A 23,455-nucleotide genomic window follows, 5' to 3' on the forward strand; every position below is an offset into this window, starting at 1 on the left:
AGGCTCAGCGCCGCACCAGGGCGAGGGAACGTTCCGGCCGGTTCGGGGAGGTGCGACCCGGGTGGGGCCCGGACGCTCAGTAGACAACGGCTTCAGGTCGACCCGCAGCCGGCGGGTCCCAGGTCGGCCCGAAGGGCGCCGGGCCCCCATCCGCAGGACCGCACGGGCATTTCGCCCGGCGGTACGCTGGGTCATACGAGCCCAAAAGCGCATTCTTACCCCGGTCCTCCGGGAATGACACCACCGTACGAACGTCCTGTCACGTCACCGCAGGCGGCGGCCACTATGGTGGACCCCTGCGTACGGACACGAAGGGGCAGCAGTGAACGACGGCGACGCGAACCGCGCGGCACAGGACCGGGGGAGGAAGTTCGGTCCGCTCGGCACGGCGTTGGTGATCATTCCGACCTTCAACGAGGCGGAGAACATCAAGAGCATCGTCGGCCGGGTGCGCGAGGCCGTCCCGGACGCGCACGTCCTGGTGGCCGACGACAACAGTCCCGACGGCACCGGCAAACTCGCCGACGAACTGGCCGCCGCGGACGAGCAGGTCCAGGTGCTGCACCGCAAGGGCAAGGAGGGCCTCGGCGCCGCCTACCTCGCGGGCTTCCGCTGGGGACTGGAGCACGGTTACGGCGTCCTGGTCGAGATGGACGCCGACGGCTCCCACCAGCCGGAGGAACTGCCCCGCCTGCTCACCGCGCTGAAGGGCGCCGACCTCGTGCTGGGGTCCCGCTGGGTGCCGGGCGGCCGGGTCGTGAACTGGCCCCGGTCCCGCGAGATCATCTCCCGCGGCGGCAGCCTGTACTCGCGCCTGGCGCTGGACCTCCCGTTGCGCGACATCACCGGCGGCTACCGCGCCTTCCGGCGGGAAACCCTCGAAGGCCTCGGCCTCGACGAGGTCGCCTCCCAGGGGTACTGCTTCCAGGTCGACCTCGCCCGCCGGGCGGTCAAGGCCGGCTACCACGTCGTCGAGGTTCCCATCACCTTCGTCGAGCGCGAGCTGGGCGACTCCAAGATGAGCCGCGACATCCTCGTGGAGGCGCTGTGGCGCGTCACGGCGTGGGGCGTGGGAGAGCGCGTCGGCAAGATCGCGGGCCGCACGGGCGGGCAGGAACAGCCGCAGTCCCCGTCGCCGTCCTCCCCCTCGTCGTCCACCCCACCGCCGCAGCAGCGTCCCTAGCCGCCCGACGGGAGCGCACAGGAACCGTTGATCGGCCCCTTATGCCGCTCTGAGCCGGAGCCGGGCACACTGGGGGCATGACGACTGGCGCTCAGACTCCCACGCACTTCGACACCCGGCCCCGGCGCTCCCGTCTGCGGACGGTCCTGCCGCTGGGGCTCGCCGGGTGGCTGGCGCTGGAGATCTGGCTGCTGACCGTGGTCGCGGGCGCCGCCGGCGGCTTCACGGTCTTCCTGTCGCTGCTCGCCGGCTTCCTGCTCGGCTCGGTGGTGATCAAGCGGGCGGGCCGACGCGCCTTCCAGAATCTCAACGAGGCGCTCCAGCGCGGCACACCCCCCTCCTCGGGCGGTGGCAGCGGACTGATGATGCTCGGCGGCCTGCTCCTGATGATTCCGGGCCTGGCCTCCGACGCACTGGGCCTGCTCCTGCTCCTCCCGCCCGTCCAGAAGGCCGTCGGCCGCTACGCGCAGCGCAAGGTCGACAGCAGGCTGCGGGCCGCCACTCCCGGCACCGTCGGCGAGGCATTCCAGCAGGCCCGGATGCACCGCCCGGACGGAAAGGTGGTGCGGGGAGAGGTGATCATCCGGGAGGACGAGCGCGGCGGGGACGAGCGCGGCGAGACCCCGCAGGATCGGCGTCCCCCGCTGACTCCGTGAACCACGGCCGTCGTCCGGAGGCAGGGCCCCCGGACGCGGCAAGACCGCGGGCGCCGTACGCGATTTCACGTACGGCGCCCGCGGTCATTTGTCGTGTGCTGTATGGACCAGCCCCAGCTCCGCAGAACCTACGCGGACTTGCGGCTGTCCCGAGGATGTACCGCGAGGTTCATCGCTCCGGAACGCAGAACGGCCAACCGTTCCGCGAGGACCTCTTCGAGTTCCTCACGGGTCCGCCGCTCCATCAGCATGTCCCAGTGCGTACGCGCGGGCTTGGCCTTCTTCTCCTCAGGGCCGTCGCCGTCCACGAGGAGCGCAGGCGCTCCGCAGACCTTGCACTCCCACTCCGGCGGGATCTCCGCCTCCACCGAGAAGGGCATCTCGAAGCGGTGCCCCTTCTCGCATGCGTACTCCACGGCCTGGCGCGGGGCCAAGTCGATGCCGCGGTCCGTCTCGTAGCTGGTCACCACGAGGCGCGTGCCGCGAAGAGCTCGCTCACTCATGAATCGTGCCTCCCGGGCTTGTCGCCCACAGGACAGGTGTCGCTGTCGTCGTCATCCGGTCAACGTCCGGTCGGCGGTAAAGATTCCCGTTCGGAGTCCCGTTCCGGGTCGTGCGTCGCCGTCGTAGCCGCAGCCTTGTCAACCATTGCAGTACCCACCGACGCCCGGTTTGTCACATCTGAAATGAGATGTCACCCAGCGTTTCGGCATCTTTGACACGCAGTAACGGTACGCCTGGCAGGCCAAACGCGTACACTACCGCCCTTTCGCCTTGAACGCTAAATCCTTTCGAGAACGGGATTCCCCGCGTCGGCCGCCGCCGGCCGCCGGACAGGAGCGGCACGCCCGTCGTGCGGCGGCCCCGGTGCCGGCAGCGGCACCAGTGAGGGCGTTGTCGTGGTCGGGTGCGGTCGGCGGCCGTGCCCACGGGTGGCGTCGCCCTCGCCGCCTCGGCCGAGACGTCCCGGGGCCCGCGAGGGGGCCGGGGTCAGACCCAGACGCCCCGGTCCTCCATGACCTCGCGCAACGTGTCGAGGTGATCGGTCATGATGCCGTCCACCCCCAGGTCCAGGAGCCGGTGCATCCGATCCGCTTCGTTGACCGTCCACACGTGCACCTGGAGCCCGCGCGCGTGGGCCGAACGCACGAAGCGGTGGTCCACGACCTGGATGCCCGACTGTGTCTCCGGCACCTGGGCGGCGACGGCCGACCGGCGCAGCGCCGTGGGCACGCCCCAGGACAGCAGCCGCAGGTTGAGCACCCCCCTGGTGCCGTACGACGTGGCCAGTCGGGGTCCCGCGAGCCGCTGGGCGCGCATGACACGGTCCTCCGAGAAGGAGCCGACGCAGACGCGGTCCCAGGCGTCGGTGCGTCCGATGAGGTCGAGGAGGGGGTGGAGCGCCGGTTCGGCCTTCATGTCGACGTTCCAGCGCACCTCGGGGAACGTCTCCAGGAGTTCCTCGAACAGCGGGACCGGTTCCCTGCCCCCCACGCGCGCGTGCCGCACGTCCGTCCACGGCAGGTCGGCGATGCGGCCCGCGCCGTCGGTCAGCCGGTCCAGCGTCGCGTCGTGGAAGGCGACGAGCCTGCCGTCCCGCGTGGTGTGCACGTCGGTCTCGAGGTAGCGGTAGCCCGCCTTGACCGCGCGCCGGAACTGCGCGGTGGTGTTCTCCAGACCCTCGGCCGTCCCGCCGCGGTGCGCGAACGCGATGGGCCCCGGATGGTCGAGGTACGGGTGGCGTATCGGGGTGCTCACGGACGCAGTATCGCCCCCTGCGGTGACCCGGTGGCAACGACCGTGCTGCCCCCGGACGCCGGGGGCACGGCGAACACCCGCAGGAAGATCTGGGCGAGCGGCCCGATCGACAGCGCGTACAGCAGTGTGCCGACGCCGATCGTGCCTCCGAGGGCGAAACCGGTCGCCACCACCGCGACCTCGACGGCCGTCCGCATCAGGCGGATCGACCGGCCGGTGCGGCGGTGCAGCCCCGTCATCAGCCCGTCGCGCGGTCCCGGCCCGAAGGACGCCGCGATGTAGAGGCCGGTGGCCGCGCCGTTGAGGACGATGCCCGCCACCAGCAGCGGCACCCGCACGCCCAGGCCGTGCGCCTCGGGGACCAGCGCGAGCGTGCCGTCCATCGCCAGGCCGACCACGAAGACGTTGGAGACGGTGCCGAGCCCCGGGCGCTGGCGCAGCGGGATCCACAGCAGCAGCACGGCGGCGCCCACGATGATCGACACCACGCCGATGGACAGGCCGCTCCGCTCGGCGAGTCCCTGGTGGAGCACGTTCCACGGCTCCAGGCCGAGGCCCGCCCGCACGAGCAGGGCGGAGCTGGCGCCGTACAGCGCGAGGCCGGCGTAGAGCTGGGTGAGGCGCCGGGGGAGGCCGCCTCTCGGCGGGACGGCCGGCGGGACGGCTGGGACGGCCGGCGGAAGTGGCGCGGACAAGTGGACCCCTGGTGGTGGTAATGGACTGGCTCATGTCACTCTGTGGCGTGTAGGGAACGGTCATCCATGGCCAATCCAGGGAAGGTGGACTGATCTCCATGGCGCAGTGGACCTCCGCGGTGGGGGCAGCACAGCTCGCGCGGCTTCTCACGTCGCAGCAGGACCGCCCCGCCGGCCCCGGCACCCGCCGCCCGCCGGCCTACCGGGCGCTCGCCGACGGTGTCCGGCTGCTCGTCCTGGAAGGGCGGGTGCCGGTCGCCGCGCGCCTGCCCGCCGAACGCGAACTGGCCCTCGCCCTGTCCGTGAGCCGTACGACCGTCGCCGCGGCCTACGAGGCGCTGCGCGCGGAGGGATTCCTGGAGTCCCGGCGGGGCGCGGGCAGCTGGACGTCCGTCCCCGCGGGCAACCCGGTGCCCGCGCGCGGGCTGGAACCCCTGCCGCCCGAGGCTCTCGGCTCGGTGATCGACCTGGGCTGCGCCGCCCTCCCCGCCCCGGAGCCGTGGCTCACCCGGGCCGTGCAGGGCGCGCTGGAGGAACTGCCTCCGTACGCCCACACGCACGGCGACTACCCGGCGGGGCTGCCCGCCCTGCGCGCGATGATCGCCGAGCGGTACACCCGGCGCGGGATTCCCACGATGCCCGAGCAGATCATGGTGACCACGGGCGCGATGGGCGCCATCGACGCCATCTGCCACCTCTTCGGGGGCCGCGGCGAGCGCATCGCTGTGGAATCGCCCTCGTACGCCAACATCCTCCAGCTGATGCGGGAGGCGGGCGCCCGGCTGGTGCCGGTGGCGATGGCCGAGGGGCTCGCCGGGTGGGACATGGACCGCTGGCGGCAGGTCCTGCGCGAGGCCGCGCCGCGCATCGCCTACGTGGTCGCCGACTTCCACAACCCGACGGGCGCCCTCGCCGACGAGGACCAGCGGCGCCGGCTCGTCGAGGCCGCCCGGTCGGCCGGGACCGTGCTGGTCGCCGACGAGACGATGACCGAGCTGTGGTTGGACGACGTGGAGATGCCCCGCCCGATGTGCGGTTTCGACCCGGGGGGATCGACCGTGATCACCGTCGGCTCGGCGAGCAAGGCCTTCTGGGCCGGCATGCGCATCGGATGGGTCCGGGCCGCCCCCGACGTCATCCGCAGCCTGGTCGCGGCCCGCGCCTACGCCGACCTCGGCACGCCGGTCCTGGAACAACTGGCCGTGAACTGGCTGTTCAGCACCGGCGGCTGGGAGCAGGCCGTGGACATCCGGCGCGAACAGGCCAGGGGCAACCGGGACGCGCTGGTCGCGGCGGTGCGCCGGGAGCTGCCGGAGTGGGAGTTCTCGGTGCCGAAGGGCGGGCTGACCCTGTGGGTGCGGGCCGGCGGACTGTCGGGGTCCCGGCTGGCCGAGGCGGGGGAGCGGGTCGGGGTGCGGGTTCCGTCCGGGCCCCGGTTCGGGGTCGACGGCGCCTTCGAGGGGTATGTGCGGCTGCCGTTCACCGTCGGGGGCGCGGTGGCGGAGGAGGCGGCGGCACGACTGGCCGCGGCCGCCCGGATCGTGGAGAGCGGGGGTACCGCGGGCGGCGAGGGCCCGCGCACGTTCGTCGCCTGACGGGCCGCGGGCGGGTGGGGGATCACCCGCCCGCGGCCCGTCGGTGCCTGTGGCCCGGACCGGCTAGGAACTCTCCGCCGCCATGGCCTCCGCCGCTACGGCTTTCGTCTGCACGGCTTCGGCCTTCGCCTGCATGGCCTCCGCCGTAGCGGTCCTCGTCTGTGCGGCCTCCGGCGCCATGGCCTTCGTCTGCACGGTCTTCGTCGGTGCGGCTTCCGCCGCCACGGCCTCCGCGGGCACCGGCAGGGTCTCGCCGTCCGCCGGGGTCGTCCGCGGCGGCAGCAGGTCCAGCACCGCGTGCCGGTGCGCGTCGCTGGTGGCGTCGTCGTACGGGTCCGGGGTCGCCGGCACCTGGAGCCGGTGCGCCGGGCCGGTGCCCAGCCGGGCGTACCCGCGCCCCGGCGGGACGTGCTCGGCGGGGGTGGTGTGCGGGCGGACGCCCAGCACCGACTCCAGCAGCCTGGCCGGGGCGGGCCCGAGGACGACCCGCGCGCGCGTGTGCTGCCGCACGGGCTCGCTCAGTGAGTCCAGGCTGTCGAACTGTTCGGCCACCACCACTGTCACCTGGGCGGCGCGGCCGTGCCGGAGAGGAACCTGGAGGAGTGCCTGCGGGTCCTTGCGGCCGTCCGCGTCGGCGAGGTGGGTGAACGCCGTGGGACGGTCGAGCACGATCCACAGGGGCCGTTTGGTGTCGTCCGGCGGGGGGTGGCCCTCCTGGCGGGCACGGTTGGCGGCGATCAGCCGGCGCTCGGTCTCGTGCGCGGCCCACTCCAGGCTGGCCAGTGCCCCGGCGAGTCCCACCTCGACGCCCAGGACGCCGTCCCGGCCGGTCAGGCACGCGTACTCGCCGGTGCCGCCGCCGTCGATGACCAGGACGTCGCCGTGCCGCAGGGCCTGGAGGGCGATGGAGCGCAGCAGGGTGGAGGTGCCGCTGCCGGGCTGGCCGACCGCCAGGAGGTGGGGTTCGGTGGAGCGGATGCCGGTGCGCCAGACGACCGGCGGCACGTCGCGCTGCTCCTCGCCGTGGGTGAGGGGGAGCGTGCGCTGGACCTGGGAGGGGTCGGTGAAGCCCAGGACGGTCTCGCCGGGCGCGGTCACGAAGCGCTGGGCGGCGAGGTCGGTGGGGAGCGGGGCGAGCACCGACACGGTCAGCTCGTTGCCCTCCTCGTCCCAGGCGAAGTGGTACTCCCGGCCCCGGCCCGACTTGGCCGTGAGCAGGTGCTCGACACGCGCGCGTGCCTCGGCCTCACCGTCCGGGAAGTACGCGGGGTAGCGGATCTCCAGCCGGGTGATCCGGCCCGAGCCGTCGAACTCGTACGACGGGAAGGCCTTCTCCCACTCGCCGCCGTGGGCGTAGAGGGGAGAAGGATCCTCCGCCGTCGAGAAGTACGGCACCAGGGCCTCGTACAGCGCCTGGAGCCGCTGGATCTGCGACTCGTCGGGGCCGTCGGGAACCGGTGGGGTGCGGTCCCGGCCCTGCCAGGCGGCTGCCGCCATCACGGTGATGACGGCGAGCAGCGGTCCGTACGGTACGAGCGCCACGACCAGGACCACCGAGGCCACCAGCAGCAGCAGCGGTCCGCGCCGGTCCTTGGGGGTCTCGGCCCACTTGCGCCGCCCGGCCGAGGCCAGCCGGCGCAGACCACGGGTGACCGTGATCAGTGGGTGGAGGATGTCGGTGGCGCTGTCCGCCGCCGTCCGGGCCAGCTCCCGGCTCCGGGCGATCTGCGCGCTGCCTGTGCTCAGGATGCGGGGGAGGGGGCGCCGGGCCACTGCTGTCTCCTGATGGTGCGTGCGGAAGGGACGGACGGCGGGGGTGCGAGCGGCGTCAGAACTTGATGCCGCCGAGGAGGCTGGCCAGGCTCTCACCGCCGGCCTTGATGCTCGGGGCCAGGGCCGTGCTGGCCAGGTAGAAGCCGAAGAGGGCCGAGACCATGGCGTGGGACGCCTTGAGCCCGTCCTTGCGGAAGAAGAGGAAGACGATGATGCCGAGCAGGACCACGCCTGAGATGGACAGGATCATTTCTGTTCTCCTGGTTCGCGGGGGACAGTCACCATGAGTACTTCCAGGCTCACAGCATGTATCCATACGATAAAAGGTGCAACTGGGTGAAATTCGGCGAATTTCCCCCGGATGGCGTAGGCCCTGACGCACCGCGTGAGCAGCGGACTTGCGGCGAACGGGTCCCGCCGTGATGGTTGCCTCCGCCGGGTCCCGCCATGGGTCCGGGAAGCCAGTACCCTGACGATTCACCTGAACGGTTGCAACGAGAGGCGGTCCGGCCGATGACCGAAGTCCCCGACCCCGAGGTCGTGGAACTGGCGACCAAGATCTTCGATCTTGCCCGCCGGGGACAGACCGAGGCGCTCGTGGCCTACGTCGACGCGGGCGTGCCGGCCAACCTCACCAACGACCGCGGCGACTCCCTCGTGATGCTCGCCGCCTATCACGGCCACGCCGAGGCGGTGCGGGCGCTGCTGGCCCGGGGAGCCGAGGCCGACCGGATCAACGACCGGGGCCAGACCCCTCTCGCCGGGGCCGTCTTCAAGGCGGAGACGGACGTCATCCAGGTCCTTCTGGAGGCCGGTGCCGACCCTGCCTCGGGCACTCCCTCGGCGGTCGACACCGCCCGCATGTTCGGCAGGACGGAACTGCTGGAGCTGTTCGGCGTGCAGTGAGCCGAAAGTGCCCGAACGGGTGAGAAAAGGTCCCTGACCAGGGAGAACAACGACCACGGGGGAGGCGGTACCAGGCCGCCGGAAATTTCGGTCGCGGCAGGCTGAGCTGCCGAGTCATCATGACGACGTGATTCACGGACGCGATGGCCGGGCAGGTGTTGCCGCACCGCGCGGGCCGTGATGCGGTCCGCATGGGCCACCGACGAGAGGCAGAGGAAGATGGCTTACAGCAAGCAGGAAACGGCGGGCGCCCCGACGCGTTGTCACGCGGCCAGGTAATGCACGTCCCCGGTTGCGTCGACGCTTGATGTGAGGCTGTTTCCCATGTTCGATCCGTTCATAGCGCCCAGCGGTACGCTGCTCGGCCTGCTCCAGCGGGGCCGCGGCGACGGCACACTCCACGCTCTCACCGCCCCCCGCTCCGAGGCGCTCGCGGCACTCGACCACTGCGTGCTGCGCGACCCGCGCCACGACTGGCAGGTGGAGAACCGCTCCCTCTACTACGCCCGCCTCTACCTCGACCTCAACGGCGGCCTCGACGAGATCGAGGCCCACCTCTTCGACGTCGAGGACGCCTTCGACACCGAGGAGTGCCGCACGGGGCTGAGCCTGGCCGTCCTCGGCCACCTCGCCTCCTACGGCAGGCGGGACGCCCTCGACCTGCTCCGCCGATACGCCGCCTCGGGCTCCAACTGGGCCTGGGCCCTCGACGAACTCGCCCTGCGCGACGACGACGCCGGCCTGCGCGCCCTCGCCGCACCCGTGCTCGCGCGGTTCGCCACCGACGCCGAGGGCGAGGCCGAACTGGCCGCCGTCGTACGGGACGCCTTCGAGCCACGGCCCTGGCGGCTGTGGGCCGAGGATCCCCGCGAGTACGTCTCCACGCGCGTGCGTGCCGCCCAGGAAGCCGGCTGCTTCGACCGCTGGCAACGGCAGATGAGTCCCACCGGGCCCCGCCCCGGCTGGAGCGTGCGGGCCGTGTTCGAATGGGCCCAGCAAGGCATCGAACGGGGCGCCGCGCTCCATGTCCCCGCCGCCCGCTGCCTCACCGCCGTGGCCGGGCCCGGGGACCGCGCGGAGATCGTGCGGGCGGCCCAGGACGGCACCGAGGGAGCCCGGTGCACCGCCCTTCGCTATCTCGCCGACCACGACGACGCCGAGGCCCCCGACCTCATCGAACAGGCCGTGGCGACGGGCACCAGGTTCGTCGTGGAGGCGGCCGTCGACGCCTTCGAACGCATGCGCAGCATCGCCGCCGTCGACCGGGCCCGCGGCTGGGCCCACCGGCCCGACGCCCTCGGGGCCGCCGCCGGCCGGGTGCTCGCCTGCCGGGGCACCGGCCGCGACAGCGACCTCGTCCTCGGCGCCCTGCGCGAGGCCGTGCGGGGCGAGGGCTGCGACGCGCCGACCCTGTGGACCCTGGTCGACGGCGCGGGACGGCTGGGTATCGCCTGCGCGGCCCCGGTACTGCGCCATATCTACCGCGAGACGGCCTCGTCCCATCTGCGCGGGCGCTGCGCCCGCGCCCTGGCCGCCACCGACCCCTCCTTCGCCACCGGCTTCGCCGTCGAATGCCTCTGGGACTGCGAGGAGACCACCCGCGAGATCGCCGCCCGGCACGCCGAGACCGGTGACGCCCGCGTCGTGGAACGGCTGCGCCGCCTCGCCGCCGACCCGGCCGAGGAGGCGGAGGTCCAGACGGCCGTACGCAGCCGGATCGGGCCGGACGCGGCCTCCGCGATGTAATCCGGGCGAGGTGGACCGTGCCGGCGTGGGGTCCGCGGTGTGATGCGGGCGAGGTGGACCGTGCCGACGTGGGGTCCGCGGTGTGATCCGGGCGAGGTGGGCTGCGCAGACGCCGCCTCCCCGATGGGGTCCGGTCCACGGCGTCCCCCCGAGCGGTCGCGGCCGAGGTGTACCCGCCGGCCCCGCCTCGTCCTGTCGCCGTCGTCGGGACGGCACCGTCCCAGTCCCGTCCCGTTCCGTCCCGGCGTCGGTGGCGCGAGACCACCCTCTCCGGGGTGTCAACCCGTCCGGGGCTCAGCGCCGGCGTGTCACGACGAAGCGGACCGGGGTGCCCGGTGTCGCCTGCGCGGCGGACGGGAGGTCGATGGGGCGGACGACCCCGATCACCGGGTATCCCCCGGTGGTCGGATGGTCCGCCAGGAAGACCACGGGCCTGCCGTCGGGCGGGACCTGTACGGCGCCCAGCACCATTCCCTCGCTCGCGAGTTCGCCCGTCACCGCCCGGTCCAGGGCGGGTCCCTCGGTACGCAGCCCGATGCGGTTGCTCGCCGCGGACACGCGGTACGCGCGCGACGCGAACACCCCGACCGCCTCCGGCGTGAACCAGTCGTCCCGCGGTCCCAGGGTGATCCGCAGGACCAGTTCGGCCGGAGGCGCGGGCTGCGGGGCGACGTCCACGCGCGCGTGCGGGGCCCGCGCCCGGCCCAGGGGCAGGACCGTGCCGTCGGCGAGCGGTGCCGGGCCGAGCCCCGAGAGCAGGTCCGTCGATCGGCTGCCGAGGACGGGCTCGACGGCCACGCCGCCGTCCACCGCCACATAGCTGCGTACGCCGGAGACCGCCGGACCGACGTCCAGGACCGCCCCCGGGGCCACGCCGACGGGCGCCCCCCAGGCGGCGGGCCGGCCGTCCACGGTGACCCGGCAGGGAGCGCCGGTGACGGCCACGGTGACCGCGGAGCGCGGGCGCACGGAGCAGCCGTTGAGCGTCGTCTCCAGGACGGCGGCTTCGGGCGGATTCCCGACGAGCCGGTTGCCGAGCGCCGCCGCGGGCGCGTCCAGGGCCCCGGAGCGCGGCACCCCGAGATGGGCGTGGCCGGGACGGCCCCGGTCCTGCACGGTGGTGAGCGCCCCGGCGCGCACGACGACGAGCGCGCGGTCCGTCATACGGCTCTCCGCCGGACGTGGGGGACGCGGGCGGCGTGACCGGCCGCGCGGCACCCGCCGTACCGGGCGCCGTATTCGGCCGTGGGGCGCGTGCCCGGCCGAGGACGGCCGGTCCTCGCATGCCCCGCTTCCCGGACACCCTCCGCTCCCCGGCGGGCGGCATCCCCCGCTTCCCGGACATCGGCGAGGAAGCGCGGGCGGAAGCCGGGTGGCGTCGACGGCGGGACGGTCATGCGGCTTCCCCCCGGTCCGCCGGGAGGAAACGCACGCGCGTGCCCGGTGTCAGCAGCGCGGCCGGCACGCGCGTGTGGTCCCACAGAACGGCACGCGTACTGCCGATCAACTGCCATCCCCCCGGTGAGGAGCGCGGGTACACCCCCGTGTACGGGCCTGCCAGGGCCACCGACCCGGCCGGTACGGCGGTGCGCGGGGTCGCCCGGCGCGGGACGTCGTAGCGCGGCGGCAGGCCCGTGAGGTAGGCGAAGCCGGGCGCGAAGCCGCAGAACGCGACGCGGAACTCGGTGCCCGCGTGGATGCGGGCGACCTCCTCCACGGAGACGCCCCAGTGGGCGGCGACATCGGCGAGGTCGGGGCCGTCGTAGCGCACCGGCAGCTCGATCACCGCGCCCGTGCGGGGCGGAGCGGGCGGCACGGCGGCCGTCGTCAGTTCGGCTGCCCAGCGCGCCGGGTCGGCCAGACCGTCGAGAAGGACCGTACGCGCCGCCGGAACGATCTCGCGGACGGCCAGGGAGCCCTCCGCACGGCGCCGCAGCAGCTCGGCGTGGAGTGCCTGGGCCTCCTCGCCCGAGGCCACCTCGACGAGCAGGGCGTCGTCGCCGACGGGCAGCGCCCTCATGCGAAGGCCGCCACGCGCACACCGGATTCCTCCAGCCGTCGCCGGACGCGGCGGGCCAGCTCCACCGCGCCGGGCGTGTCGCCGTGCAGGCAGAGGGAACGCGCGCGCACCTCGATGCGCGCCCCCGCGTGGGAGGTGACCTCGCCGAGCCGGGCCAGGGTCACGGACCGCTCGACGACGGCGTCCGGGTCGGTGATCACCGCCCCCTCCCTGCCACGGGGCACGAGCGTGCCGTCATCGGCGTACGCGCGGTCCGCGAACGCCTCCGTGACGGCGGGCAGCCCCGCCGCCGCGGCCACTGCCAGCAGGCGCGAACCGGGCAGCCCGAGCACGGGCAGTGCCGCGTCGGCGAGGAGCACGCCGTCGACCACCGCCGCCGCCTGCTCCTCGTCGCGCACGACCCGGTTGTAGAGCGCGCCGTGCGGCTTGACGTAGGCCACGCGGGCGCCCGCCGCGCGCGCGAAGACCTCCAGGGCGCCGATCTGATAGGCCACCTCGGCGGCCAGTTCGGCGGGCGGCACGTCCATCGCGCGCCGCCCGAACCCGGCGAGGTCGCGGTAGGAGACCTGTGCGCCGATCGTCACGCCTCGTTCGGCCGCCAGGTCACACACCCGCCGCATGGTGACCGCGTCCCCGGCGTGGAAGCCGCAGGCCACGTTGGCGCTGGTGACGACGGAGAGCAGCTGCTCGTCGTCGGTCAGCCGCCAGCGGCCGAAGCCCTCGCCGAGGTCGGCGTTGAGATCGATCATGCTGTCTCCTGGTAGGCCACGCGGTACTGCTCGTCGCGGGCGTCGGTGAGGAACATCTGTCCCGGTGCGTGGGTGAGGGCGAACGGCGGGCGAGAGGCCGTCACCACCGCCTGGGGCGTCACGCCACAGGCCCAGAACACCGGGATGTCGTCCGGTTCGGCGTCCACCGGTTCCCCGAAGTCGGGGCGGCGGAGGTCGTCGATGCCCAGTCCCGACGGGTCGCCGCAGTGTACGGGGCTGCCGTGCACCGCCGGGAGCAGGCTGCTCTCCCGGATCGCCGCCGCCAGGTGCTCCGGCGGCACCGGCCGCATGGACACCACCATCGGGCCGCGCAGCCGTCCCGCCGGCCAGCACTGGCGGTTCGTCACGTACATCGGCACGTTGCGCCCCTGTTCGACATGGCGGATCGGCACGCCCGCCCCGGCCAGCGCCGACTCGAAGGTGAAACTGCACCCGATGAGGAACGACACCAGGTCGTCCCGCCAGTGTTCGCGCACGTCGGTGGGCTCGTCCACCAGCCGGCCGTCCTGCCACACCCGGTAGCGCGGCAGGTCGGTCCGCAGGTCGGCGCCCTCGGCCAGGACGGTCGTCCAGGAGCCGGCGTCGGTGACGTCGAGGACGGGACAGGGCTTGGGGTTGCGCTGGCAGAACAGGAGCATGTCGTACGCCCAGTCCGCGGGCACCGAGATCAGGTTGGCCTGGGTGTGGCCGGCGGCCACACCGGCCGTGGCGCCGGTCAGGCCGTCCCGGAAGCGGGAGCGGGCGGTTCTCGGGCTCCACGCGTGCGCGTGCTCGTCGACGAGGGTCACCGGGCGGTCCCGCACGTTGATCGGACGCTTCACTCCAGTTCCTTTCCGCGTGTCTCCGGCAGTCCCAGCAGTGCCAGGGCCGCGAGGCCGTATCCGATCGCGCCGAAGACCAGGGCCCCGCCCACGCCCCAACTGTCGGCGAGGAAGCCGACCGTGGTGGGGAAGACGGCGCCGACGGCGCGCCCGGTGTTGTACGTGAAGCCCTGGCCCGTGCCGCGCACGGCCGTCGGGTACAGCTCGCTCAGGAAGGACCCGAAGCCGCTGAAGATGGCCGACATGCAGAACCCGAGCGGGAACCCGAGGATCAGCAGCAGGGTGTCCGCGCCGGCCGGGATGTTGGCGTACGTCAGGACGCAGACCGCGGACAGCAGGGCGAACAGCCAGATGTTGCGGCGCCGCCCGAGCCGGTCGGTGAGATGACCGCCGGTCAGATAGCCCAGGAAGGCGCCGGAGATCAGGAACGTCAGATAGCCGCCCGTGTTGACCACCGACAGACCGCGCTCGCTCTTGAGGTACGTCGGTACCCAGGTGGCCAGCGTGTAGTAGCCGCCCTGGACGCCCGTGGAGAGCAGGCCCGCGAAGATCGTCGTGCGCAGCAGGGGGCGCCGGAAGATGGCCGCGAAGGAGCCCTTGCCGGCGTTGCGCTCGCGCGCGGCGACCGCCGTCGGCGCGTCCTGCACCCGGCGCCGCATCCACACCACGAGCAGGGCGGGCAGGGCGCCCGTCCAGAACATCACGCGCCAGGCCACGTCGTCGCCGAGGAACGAGAAGACCAGCGTGTACACGACCGCCGCGAGGCCCCAGCCGACGGCCCACGAACTCTGGATCGCACCCAGGGTCCGGCCCCGGTGCTCAGCGCTCGCGTACTCGGCGACCAGGATCGCTCCGACGGCCCACTCGCCGCCGAAGCCGAGGCCCTGGAGGGAGCGGAAGAGGAGCAGCGTCTCGTAGGTGGGCGCGAAGCCGCAGGCCACGGTGAAGACGGCGTAGGTGACCACCGTGATCATCAGCGCCTTGACCCGGCCGATCCGGTCGGCCAGGACACCCGCGAGGGCGCCGCCGACCGCCGAGGCGACCAGGGTCACCGTGGTGAACAGGCCGGTCTGGCCGCTGTCCAGGCCGAAGTAGGCGGCCAGCGCGACCATGCTGAGCGGCAGCGTGAAGTAGTCGTAGGAGTCCAGCGCGTAACCGCCGAAGGCGCCCGCGAAGGCGCGGCGCCCGCGCGGCCCCAGGGCGCGAAACCAGCCCGGCGCGCTGTTGTCGGGGGCCCGACCGGCCGCCGGGGGACGGGTGCCGCTGGGCGGGGCCTGCGGTGGAGGGGTCGTGCTCATGAGGCACCTCGCAGAGGGATGACGAAGGGTGCTGGGGACTGAGCCGTGCCGTGCGGGGCGGTGCTGAGCGGAGCAGGTCTCCACAAGGTAGAGGATCGTTGAACGATCCCTCAATACCCCTGTTGTTTCGTTCTGGTGTCTGCGATTGAATTCCGGGCATGGCAGAGCAGCTGGCGGAACTGGCCGACGACCGCGCCCTCCTGGGCCGCACCAGCACGGCGGAACGCGTCTCGGACATCCTCAGGACCCGGGTCGCCGAGGGCTACTTCCCGCCCGGGACCCGGCTGTCGGAGGACAGCATCGGCGGCGCCCTCGGCGTGTCCCGCAACACCCTGCGCGAGGCGTTCCGGCTGCTCACCCACGAACGCCTGCTGGTCCACGAACTGAACCGCGGCGTCTTCGTCAGAGTCCTGACCGTGGAGGACGTCGAGGACATCTACCGCACGCGCGCCCTCGTCGAGTGCGCCGTCGTACGGGGCCTCGGTGAGCCGCCGTACGCCCTCGACAAGCTCGCCGAGGCCGTGGCGGAGGGCCAGCGGGCGACGAGCGAAGGTGACTGGAAAGCGTTGGGCACGGCCAATATCCACTTCCACCGCGAACTGGTCGCCCTCGCGGGCAGCGAGCGCACCGACGAGCTGATGCGCAGCGTCTTCGCCGAACTGCGCCTCGCCTTCCACGTCGTCGACGACCCGCGCCGGCTGCACGAGCCCTACCTCGCCCGCAACCGCCAGATCCTCCAGGCCCTCGAGGCCGGCGGCAGGGACGAGGCGGAGAGGCTGCTCGCCGTGTATCTGGGCGACTCGCTGGCACGGATCGTCGAGGTGTACCGGCGGCGGGTGGGCGACGACCCCTCCGGCGGCTGAGGCCCGCCGCTCCCCGCGCACCACGCCGTCCCCCAGCCTGTGTGACCGGGGTCGCTTCTGCGTCGTTTGGGTCGATGTCAGACCGAGGACCTAGTCTGTGCACCGTGACTTCGCCTGCATCGACGGACCGTGTTCCGCCCCAGCTCAGCGCGGGGCCGCGCCCCGCGCAGGGTCCGGCCGCCGACGAGGGACTGGCGCGGCGACTGCGCGCGCTCGCCTGCACGGCACCGATCCACGACCTCGACGCGCGCAAGGCCAACCTCGCCGGCGAGTACTCGGTCTACGGCATGGCGGAGATCGCCCTCGCCGCGATCGACCTGGTCACCCTGAACATGGACTTCGACACCGGTGCCGACCACGACCAGATAGTCGCCCGCCTGATCCCGCGCATCGCCGCGCAGGCCCCCCGGCGACCGGCCGAGGAGCACGAGCGCGTCGCCCGCTGGGTCCTGGAGAACCTGATCAACGTCGGCAGCGTCGACCGCGGCTTCCGCGCCGTGTACGGCACCTTCACGCCGGACGGCACCTACGTCCGCCGCGACTACGACTTCAAGCTGATCGAGGAGGTCCCCGGATACGGCGGCACGGTCTACCTCCGTACGACGGACGAGGCGGTCAACGTCCTCGTGGGCGCCCTCGACACCGACGTCACCAGCGCGCAGATCGCCGCGGAGGTCAAGCTCGAGGTCCTCATCCGCCGCGGTCGCCTGGCCGACGCCCAACTCGCCGCGGAACAGGCCCGCTACCGGACCGTGCAGTACTCGGAAACCCTGCGCAGGGCCCTGGAGGCGACCCGGCGCAACGTCCGCGCGGTGGACTGGCTCAACGCCGTGCCCGACATGATCGCCGAGGCCCTCGACCACGTCGCCGACCGCTATCGCCACGAGAACGCGATCCTCACCAACATCCGCAAGGCCCGCGACGAGATCGAGGACGCGGAGAACAAACGCCGGGCCGCCGAACTCGTCGACATCGTCAAGGACTGCATCCGCCGCCACACCCAGTTGCAGTCCCGGCTGCTGGAGGCGGGACCGCTGTTCCGCGCCGAGCAGGACCGGCAGGCCTTCGCCACCCCCATGACGTCGTCGGGGACGGACCTCTACGGGCATCTCCTCGCGCCCGTACTGCCGTTGCCGCTGGAGCAGGCGGTCCGGGTCACCGACGCCTTCTTCGCCCGCGGGACGGGACTGCGCACACCGGTGTCCGTCCGGGTGGGTGATCTCGTCGACCTGCTGCTGACGCCGCCGGTGGAGCGGGAGCACCTCGGCGCGGAGATGCCGGAGCCGGACCTCATCGCCACGCCCGACGACAGCCGGTTCAGCGAGGAGCAGCTGGCCGCCGCGACGGAACTGCTGGACCTGCCCGCGGACGCGCCGCGGCGGCTCTCGGGCCTCCTGGCGGAGGCACGCGAAAGCGATCCCGAACTGCCGTACCTGGTGGCGCTGCTGGCCGTGCACGCGGCCAGCCCGGCGGTCGGCACCGCCTATCGGCAGGGCGAGCGGAAGCTGTTGTTCGCCGTCGACGACGGGATGGAACTGGACGATCCGGAGTTCGGCGGGGCCGACCTGATCGTGGGCACCGCGCTGCTGGACGCGGCGGGGATGGCCGCGGACCGGACGGAAGCAGCATGAGCCGGACCCGGAATCGCAAGACGGAGCACCCCCGCAGCAAGGAGCCGACACCGTGACCGAGCACGTCGACCGGAGTGAACCCGAGGCCGCCGCGCCGGCCTCCGCCGTCGTCACCCCCGCCGACGCCGCCGACGCGGCGCGGCTCGTCGCCTTCGGACTCCAGCCCAGGCTCCAGCCCGCCCGCGACCAGGAGTACGCGGACCTGTTGCGGCGCTACCGCGAGGATCCGCCGTTCGCGCGGCTCGCGGACGCCGTGGCCACCGGGCTAGGACTGATCGTGCTGGAGGTGTCCCCGCGCGCGGGGATGGCCGTCACCGCCGCCGAGGACTCGGTGTTCGCCGTCCGCATGGGCGACTACGCCCGCCGTACGGCCGCCGACTCCGCGGACCGGTTCCTGCACGGCCTCGCACACCTCGCCGTCGCCGCCATGGCGTTCCCCCGGCCCGAGGACCTGGCCGACGACGGCTACATCGGCCGCGTCAGCGTCAACGGCGTCGACGCCTTCGTGCGCCAGGCCTGCCGCCGACTGGAGGAGCGGGCCGAGCGGGAGGGCGAGAACACCGACCCCGCGACCGACGCGCCGGGCCTGGAGGCCGCCTGGCGGATCTGGGCCAGACGCAGCGCCGCCGGTGCCACCAAGGACGCCCGCCGGCTCGCCGGTTCGACGACCGGCATCGTCGGCAAGGCCGTCGCGTTCCTCACCGAATCAGGCTTCCTCCAGCGCACCGGCGACGACAACGGCGGCACGTACCGGACCACGGCCCGCTACCAGCTCCAGGTGAGGGACATGGCGGGGAGCGCGGCCATGGCCGAGCTGCTGGACCTGGGCGTCGTCCCGGTCACCGACGGCACGCCCACGCTGCTGCCCCCCGAGGAGTCGGACGACCTCGAACTGGTCGCCGACGCCGGACTGCCGTTCCACTCCTGAGGACTCCGGCAGTCGCCGGAACCGTCAGGAGCCTTCCGGGATTCCCGGACTCCGCGCGACCCCCGAGTACCGAAGCTCCGACCAGGCCGAAGTTCCCCCGAGCACCGATCCACCGCACCCTTCCGAAGACTTACGAGAGTCCGCCATGTACGAGCTGTCCCGGGTCCGCCTCTACTCCATCGGGCCCGCCGGTGCGCGCTATGCCGACACCGTGCTTGACCTACGGGGCGTGGGCGAGGTCGTGCCCGATCCCGCCCCCGCCCAGGCGGAGTTCTTCCAGGACGAGCCCGTCGGCCCGCCGCGCCGGCCCGCGCCCGCGGGCGTGCTCTTCCTGGAGAACGGCGGCGGCAAGTCCGTGCTGCTCAAGCTGATCTTCTCGGTGATGCTGCCGGGCCACCGCAACACGCTCGGCGGCGCCAGCTCCGGCGTCCTGCGCAAGTTCCTGCTCGCCGACGACTGCGGCCATGTCGCGCTGGAGTGGCAGCACGTACTGACCGGCGAGTGCGTGGTCGTCGGCAAGGTCAGCGAGTGGCGCGGCCGGCAGGTGTCCAACGACCCGCGCAAGTTCGCCGAGGCCTGGTACTCCTTCCGGCCCGGCCCCGGGCTCACCCTGGACAACCTCCCCGTCGCCGAATCCACCGCCGTACGGCACACCGTCGAGGGCCAGTCGGGGGCACAGGGCCGGCGGCGCACCATGAAGGGCTTCCGGGACGCGCTCACCGACGCGGGCAAGGCGTACCCGCATCTGGAGGTGCACTGGGAGGAGATCCACGACCGGTGGATCGAGCATCTCGGCGAACTGGGCCTCGACCCCGAACTCTTCCGCTACCAGCGGGAGATGAACGCCGACGAGGGCGAGGCGGCCGGTCTCTTCGCGGTGAAGAAGGACTCCGACTTCACCGACCTGCTGCTGCGCGCGGTGACCGACACGCGGGACACCGACGGACTCGCCGACCTCGTCGGAGGCTTCGGCAACAAGCTGGGCCGGCGCGCCGAGCTGATCGCCGAACGCGACTTCACCGCCGGCTCGGTGGACCTGCTCGGACGCATCGTCGACGCCGCCGCCGCGCGGGCACGCGCGCGTGACGTCCACGCCGGGGCCGAACGCCGCACCCGCACCCTCGCCCGCAGGCTGACCCCGCGGGGCCTGCGGGAGCGCACCCGGGCCGCCGACCTCGCCCAGCGGGTCACGGCCGCCGCCTACGCCGTCACCCACTCCGAGAGCGCCCGCGAGCGCAGCGCGCTCATTGCCGCCGAACTCGCCTACCGGCACGCCTCCCTGGCGCTCGCCGCCGCGGAGAAGGCCGCCGCCGCGCAGAAGCGCGAACTCGCCGAGGCCCGCACCCTGCACGCCGCCTGGCAGGCCGCCGAGGTCTCCCTGCGGCAGCGCGCCGCCGCCGACCGGGCCGCACGGGTCTCCGCCGCCATCCAGGAGGCCGAGCGGGACGCCGCCCCGGCGCTCGCCGCCCGCGCCAAGGCCGCCGTCGACCTCGTCCGAGCCCTGCACGCCGCCGCCCACAGCGCCGAGACCCTCGCCAACGAGGAGGAGGAACGCTCCGCGGCGCTCCAGGACGTCGGAGAGGCCGCGCACCGGGACGCCACGTCCGCCGCCACCGAGGCGCAGCGCGCCCGCAGCGAGGCCGGACACCTGCGGGAGCGGCTCACCGAGGTCGAGCAGGAGACCGCCGAAGCGGTACGCGCCGGCTGGCTGGACGACAGCGCCCCCGACGCCGACCCCGCGCGCGCGGCCCTCGCCGCGAGCGATGCCGAGAAAAGCGCCGTGGCCGCCTGGGACACCGCCCGCGAGGCCTCGCGCAAGGCCGCCGAGCACGCGCGCGAGGCAGCCTCCGCGGAGTCCCGCGCCGAGCTGACCGCGGCCCGAGCGGCGGACGCGGCGACGGCCGCGCAACGGTCCTACGAGGCCGAGCGCCGGCTCGCCGAGGGCCTCGCGGGTGAGGAGCGGCTGGCCGAACTGCTGAGCCTGACCGGCGGCCCCGCCCCGCGGATCATCCCGCAGCCGCGCCAGGAGGGGGAGACCGAAGGCACCGGCCTCACGCCCGAGGACCTCGACCGCTACGCCGACGAACTGCGCGAGCTGCTCGACGACAGCGTCACCTCCGCCGAGCGGCAGCTGTTCGAGCTGCGGACCGCCGCCGCCGACGACTCCCGCATCCTCGGCGCGCTCGGCGACGGCGGACTGCTGCCCCCCGGCCCGGACGTGCTCGCGACGGTCGAGTTCCTCGGCGAGCACGGCATCCCCGCCCTGCCCGGCTGGCGCTACCTCGCCCAGGCCGTCGACCCCGTCGACCACGCGCGGGTCCTCGCCGCCCGGCCGGAACTGGTCGACGGCGTGATCATCACCGATCCCGCATCGCACGCACGCGCGCGGGAGGCGCTCGGCGAGGCCGCGCTGCTGCCCCGGTCCGCCGTGGCCGTCGGCACGGCCGCCGCCCTCCTCGCCCCCACTCCGGCGCCCGACGCCGACCACGGTGACGTCTTCCTCGTACCGCCGAACCCGGCCATGCACGACGAACACGCCGCCGACGAGGAACGGCAGGCCCTGCGCGCGCGGGCCACGGAGCGCGACGAGGAGATCCGCCGGCTCGCGGCCCGGCTCGGCAAGGACCGCGAACTGGCCGCCCGACTCGCCTCCTGGCGCACCGGCTGCCCGGCCGGGCGGCTCACCGAGCTGGCCCGGACCGCCGAGGAGGCCCGCGCCTTCGCCGAGGAGTCCGAGGCCGAACTGGCCGAGGCGCGGACCGTGCGCGCGGAGGCCGACGAGACGGCCGCCGAAGCCGCCCTGGTGCGCGACGAGCGGCAGGAGTCGGCCCAGAAGGCCCGGCGCGCCGCCGACGCCCTCGCCGGGCTCGCCTTCCGGCTGCGCGAGCGCGCCGGCTGGCAGGTCAAGTTGCGCGAACTGGCCGACGAGGCCGCGGAGTCCGAGGCTCGTGCCCAGGCCTGTCTGGAGCGCGCCCGCGCCGCCGACGAGGACCGCCGCGCCGCCCAGCGCGCCGCCGACGACTCCCGCCGCACCGCGCGAGCACTGCGCGCCGAGCGCGCCGAGATCGCCGGCGCCCCCGACGACGTACCGGAGGACGAGCCGGGCACCCCCAGGGCGTCCCTGCCGGCCCTGCGCGAGGCCTACCGGGCCGCCTCGCAGCTGTACGAGAAGGTCGGTGTCGGCGCCGACCTCCGGGCCGAGCAGGCCCGCGCGGAGAGCGACGAGAGCGCGGCCCTGGCCGAGCTGGACCGGCTGAGCAACAAGGTCCGCACCCGCGCGGAGCACCTTCTGAAGTCACCGGACGGCTCCGACGGACCCTCCCGGCAGGCCGCCGCCGCGCGCGCCGAGGAACTGGTCCAGCTCCTGGAGACGCGTGCGTCCAGCGCGAGCGAGCAGCTCGGCCGGCTGCGCGGCGAGGCCGAACGGCACGCGCCCGAGGACGGCGACGCCCACACCGAACTGCCCGAGGAACTCCAGCCGCGCGACGCCGAGCACGCGCAGGCCCTGTTGCGCACCGCCACGGCCGAACTCGCCTCCCGGGCGGAGGCGTTGTCCCAGGCGCGGGAGGCGCACGCCGACCTGCTGGACGCCCATCGCGCCGCCGAGGACGCGGCCGGCGGCTTCGACGAGATCGCCGCCATGCTCCGTGACCTGCTGCGCGAACACATCCCGGAGGAGGAGCAGGAGGCCCCGGAGCCCTATCCCGGCACGCTGGAGGAGGCCCGCGGGTCGGCGGCCGAGGCCCGCCGGTCCCTGCGTGGCTGCGCGGCCGACCTGTCCGCCGCCGAGGCCGCCGTCCGCGAGGCGAGCGACGTCCTCGTCCGGCATGCCAACTCCACCCGCTACGAACAGGTGCGCACCCCCGCCCGGCAGCAGATCCGCGAACTGCCCGCCGCCGCGCTGCCCGAACACGCCCAGAGGTGGGCAGACGCCTTCGCGCCCCGACTCCGTGTCCTGACCGACGAGCTGGCTCAGCTGGAGCGCAACCGGGACTCGATCGTGGACCGGCTGCGCGGCCTCGTGGAGTCGGCGCTCGCCACCCTGCGGTCGGCCCAGCGGCTGTCCCGGCTGCCCGAGGGACTCGGCGAGTGGTCGGGACAGGAGTTCCTGCGCATCCGCTTCGAGGAGCCCGACCAGGCCACCCTCACCGAGCGGCTCGGCGAAGTCGTCGACGAGGCCACCCGTGCCGCCGTCAAGAAGAACTCCGACCTGCGGCGCGACGGCATGTCCCTGCTGCTGCGCGGCGTCGGCGCGGCCCTTCATCCCAAGGGTGTCGCCGTCGAGATCCTCAAGCCGGACGCCGTGCTGCGCGCCGAGCGGGTGCCCGTCGGCCAGATGGGCGACGTCTTCTCCGGCGGCCAGCTCCTCACCGCGGCCATCGCCCTGTACTGCACGATGGCGGCCCTCAGGAGCAACGACCGGGGCCGGGACAAGCACCGGTACGCCGGCACGTTGTTCCTCGACAACCCCATCGGCCGCGCCAACGCCACCTACCTGCTGGAGCTGCAGCGCGCCGTCTCGGACGCCCTCGGCGTGCAGCTCCTCTACACCACCGGCCTGTTCGACACGACGGCGCTGGCCGAGTTCCCGCTCGTCATCCGCCTGCGCAACGACGCCGACCTGCGGGCCGGCCTGAAGTACATCAGCGTGGAGGAGCACCTGCGCCCGGGACTGCCGCAGGTCTCCTCCGACGAAGCGGGGCACAGCGAGATCACGGCGACGCGGATGTACAGGCGCGCGGTACCGAGCGTCCCGTAGCCGTACGGCGTGGGGGAACTGCGGGGCCGTCCCGGCCGGTCGCGCGGTTCCCC

19 protein-coding genes are annotated in these 23,455 nt (G+C 73.7%); 9 read left to right on the forward strand and 10 right to left on the reverse strand.

Annotated features, from left to right (window positions below):
• Nucleotides 1–322 precede the first annotated feature (322 nt).
• On the forward strand, nucleotides 323–1,183 hold the full coding sequence (locus ACFYO5_RS29640) for a polyprenol monophosphomannose synthase (protein ID WP_388714465.1): 861 nt from the start codon (nucleotides 323–325) through the stop codon (nucleotides 1,181–1,183).
• Between the two features lie 77 nt (nucleotides 1,184–1,260).
• Nucleotides 1,261–1,839 (forward strand): FxsA family membrane protein, encoded by a 579-nt coding sequence (gene fxsA, locus ACFYO5_RS29645; protein WP_388714468.1) that lies wholly within the window; start codon nucleotides 1,261–1,263, stop codon nucleotides 1,837–1,839.
• 128 nt (nucleotides 1,840–1,967) lie between these two features.
• Here fxsA and ACFYO5_RS29650 read toward each other — a convergent pair whose 3' ends face one another.
• From ACFYO5_RS29650 to ACFYO5_RS29660, 3 genes are all read right to left on the reverse strand, one after another.
• Nucleotides 1,968–2,342, reverse strand: a complete 375-nt coding sequence (locus tag ACFYO5_RS29650; protein WP_356567412.1) for an RNA polymerase-binding protein RbpA — start codon at nucleotides 2,340–2,342, stop codon at nucleotides 1,968–1,970.
• Nucleotides 2,343–2,829: 487 nt separating this feature from the next.
• Complete coding sequence (locus tag ACFYO5_RS29655) at nucleotides 2,830–3,597, reverse strand: glycerophosphodiester phosphodiesterase (protein ID WP_388714471.1); 768 nt, start codon at nucleotides 3,595–3,597, stop codon at nucleotides 2,830–2,832.
• Nucleotides 3,594–4,190 carry a hypothetical protein gene (locus tag ACFYO5_RS29660; protein ID WP_356567473.1) on the reverse strand — a complete coding sequence of 199 codons (597 nt, stop codon included), beginning with the start codon at nucleotides 4,188–4,190 and terminating at the stop codon, nucleotides 3,594–3,596. Before ACFYO5_RS29660 ends, ACFYO5_RS29655 begins: the two co-directional genes overlap by 4 nt.
• A gap of 200 nt (nucleotides 4,191–4,390) precedes the next feature.
• Here ACFYO5_RS29660 and ACFYO5_RS29665 point away from each other — a divergent pair, with 200 nt between their 5' ends.
• The gene (locus ACFYO5_RS29665) at nucleotides 4,391–5,887 is read left to right on the forward strand and encodes a PLP-dependent aminotransferase family protein (RefSeq protein WP_388714473.1); all 1,497 of its coding nucleotides are present in this window, start codon (nucleotides 4,391–4,393) and stop codon (nucleotides 5,885–5,887) included.
• Between the two features lie 63 nt (nucleotides 5,888–5,950).
• On the opposite strand, the gene ACFYO5_RS29670 is transcribed toward ACFYO5_RS29665, so the two are convergent.
• Nucleotides 5,951–7,660, reverse strand: a complete 1,710-nt coding sequence (locus ACFYO5_RS29670) for a hypothetical protein (RefSeq protein WP_388714476.1) — start codon at nucleotides 7,658–7,660, stop codon at nucleotides 5,951–5,953.
• 55 nt (nucleotides 7,661–7,715) lie between these two features.
• Nucleotides 7,716–7,910 (reverse strand): hypothetical protein, encoded by a 195-nt coding sequence (locus ACFYO5_RS29675; protein WP_356567419.1) that lies wholly within the window; start codon nucleotides 7,908–7,910, stop codon nucleotides 7,716–7,718.
• Between the two features lie 263 nt (nucleotides 7,911–8,173).
• On the opposite strand from ACFYO5_RS29675, the gene ACFYO5_RS29680 reads away from it, so the two are divergent.
• Together ACFYO5_RS29680 and ACFYO5_RS29685 are read left to right on the forward strand one after the other, a co-directional pair.
• Nucleotides 8,174–8,566 carry an ankyrin repeat domain-containing protein gene (locus ACFYO5_RS29680; protein ID WP_388714480.1) on the forward strand — a complete coding sequence of 131 codons (393 nt, stop codon included), beginning with the start codon at nucleotides 8,174–8,176 and terminating at the stop codon, nucleotides 8,564–8,566.
• A gap of 324 nt (nucleotides 8,567–8,890) precedes the next feature.
• Nucleotides 8,891–10,312, forward strand: a complete 1,422-nt coding sequence (locus ACFYO5_RS29685) for a HEAT repeat domain-containing protein (protein WP_388714483.1) — start codon at nucleotides 8,891–8,893, stop codon at nucleotides 10,310–10,312.
• A gap of 294 nt (nucleotides 10,313–10,606) precedes the next feature.
• Here ACFYO5_RS29685 and ACFYO5_RS29690 read toward each other — a convergent pair whose 3' ends face one another.
• The 5 genes from ACFYO5_RS29690 to ACFYO5_RS29710 all read right to left on the reverse strand — a co-directional run bounded on the left by ACFYO5_RS29690 (nucleotide 10,607) and on the right by ACFYO5_RS29710 (nucleotide 15,221).
• Nucleotides 10,607–11,476 carry a biotin-dependent carboxyltransferase family protein gene (locus tag ACFYO5_RS29690; protein WP_388714486.1) on the reverse strand — a complete coding sequence of 290 codons (870 nt, stop codon included), beginning with the start codon at nucleotides 11,474–11,476 and terminating at the stop codon, nucleotides 10,607–10,609.
• 229 nt (nucleotides 11,477–11,705) lie between these two features.
• Nucleotides 11,706–12,332 carry an allophanate hydrolase subunit 1 gene (locus ACFYO5_RS29695; protein WP_388714488.1) on the reverse strand — a complete coding sequence of 209 codons (627 nt, stop codon included), beginning with the start codon at nucleotides 12,330–12,332 and terminating at the stop codon, nucleotides 11,706–11,708.
• Nucleotides 12,329–13,081, reverse strand: coding sequence for a LamB/YcsF family protein (locus tag ACFYO5_RS29700; protein ID WP_388714491.1), 753 nt, complete (start codon nucleotides 13,079–13,081; stop codon nucleotides 12,329–12,331). Before ACFYO5_RS29700 ends, ACFYO5_RS29695 begins: the two co-directional genes overlap by 4 nt.
• Complete coding sequence (locus ACFYO5_RS29705) at nucleotides 13,078–13,923, reverse strand: putative hydro-lyase (protein ID WP_388714493.1); 846 nt, start codon at nucleotides 13,921–13,923, stop codon at nucleotides 13,078–13,080. Before ACFYO5_RS29705 ends, ACFYO5_RS29700 begins: the two co-directional genes overlap by 4 nt.
• On the reverse strand, nucleotides 13,920–15,221 hold the full coding sequence (locus tag ACFYO5_RS29710) for an MFS transporter (protein ID WP_388714496.1): 1,302 nt from the start codon (nucleotides 15,219–15,221) through the stop codon (nucleotides 13,920–13,922). The genes ACFYO5_RS29705 and ACFYO5_RS29710 overlap by 4 nt, the downstream gene beginning before the upstream one ends.
• Nucleotides 15,222–15,379: 158 nt before the next feature.
• Between ACFYO5_RS29710 and ACFYO5_RS29715 the strand changes: the two genes are divergently transcribed.
• From ACFYO5_RS29715 to ACFYO5_RS29730, 4 genes are all read left to right on the forward strand, one after another.
• Complete coding sequence (locus ACFYO5_RS29715) at nucleotides 15,380–16,084, forward strand: GntR family transcriptional regulator (RefSeq protein ID WP_388714499.1); 705 nt, start codon at nucleotides 15,380–15,382, stop codon at nucleotides 16,082–16,084.
• A 104-nt stretch (nucleotides 16,085–16,188) separates the two neighbouring features.
• Complete coding sequence (locus tag ACFYO5_RS29720) at nucleotides 16,189–17,715, forward strand: hypothetical protein (protein ID WP_388714502.1); 1,527 nt, start codon at nucleotides 16,189–16,191, stop codon at nucleotides 17,713–17,715.
• 52 nt (nucleotides 17,716–17,767) lie between these two features.
• Nucleotides 17,768–18,643 carry a hypothetical protein gene (locus ACFYO5_RS29725; protein ID WP_388714505.1) on the forward strand — a complete coding sequence of 292 codons (876 nt, stop codon included), beginning with the start codon at nucleotides 17,768–17,770 and terminating at the stop codon, nucleotides 18,641–18,643.
• Nucleotides 18,644–18,788: 145 nt separating this feature from the next.
• Complete coding sequence (locus ACFYO5_RS29730; RefSeq protein ID WP_388714508.1) at nucleotides 18,789–23,402, forward strand: hypothetical protein; 4,614 nt, start codon at nucleotides 18,789–18,791, stop codon at nucleotides 23,400–23,402.
• The last annotated feature ends 53 nt before the right edge of the window (nucleotides 23,403–23,455 follow it).

The sequence above is a fragment of the Streptomyces sp. NPDC006259 genome (assembly GCF_042870975.1).
Taxonomy (GTDB): Bacteria; Actinomycetota; Actinomycetes; order Streptomycetales; family Streptomycetaceae; genus Streptomyces.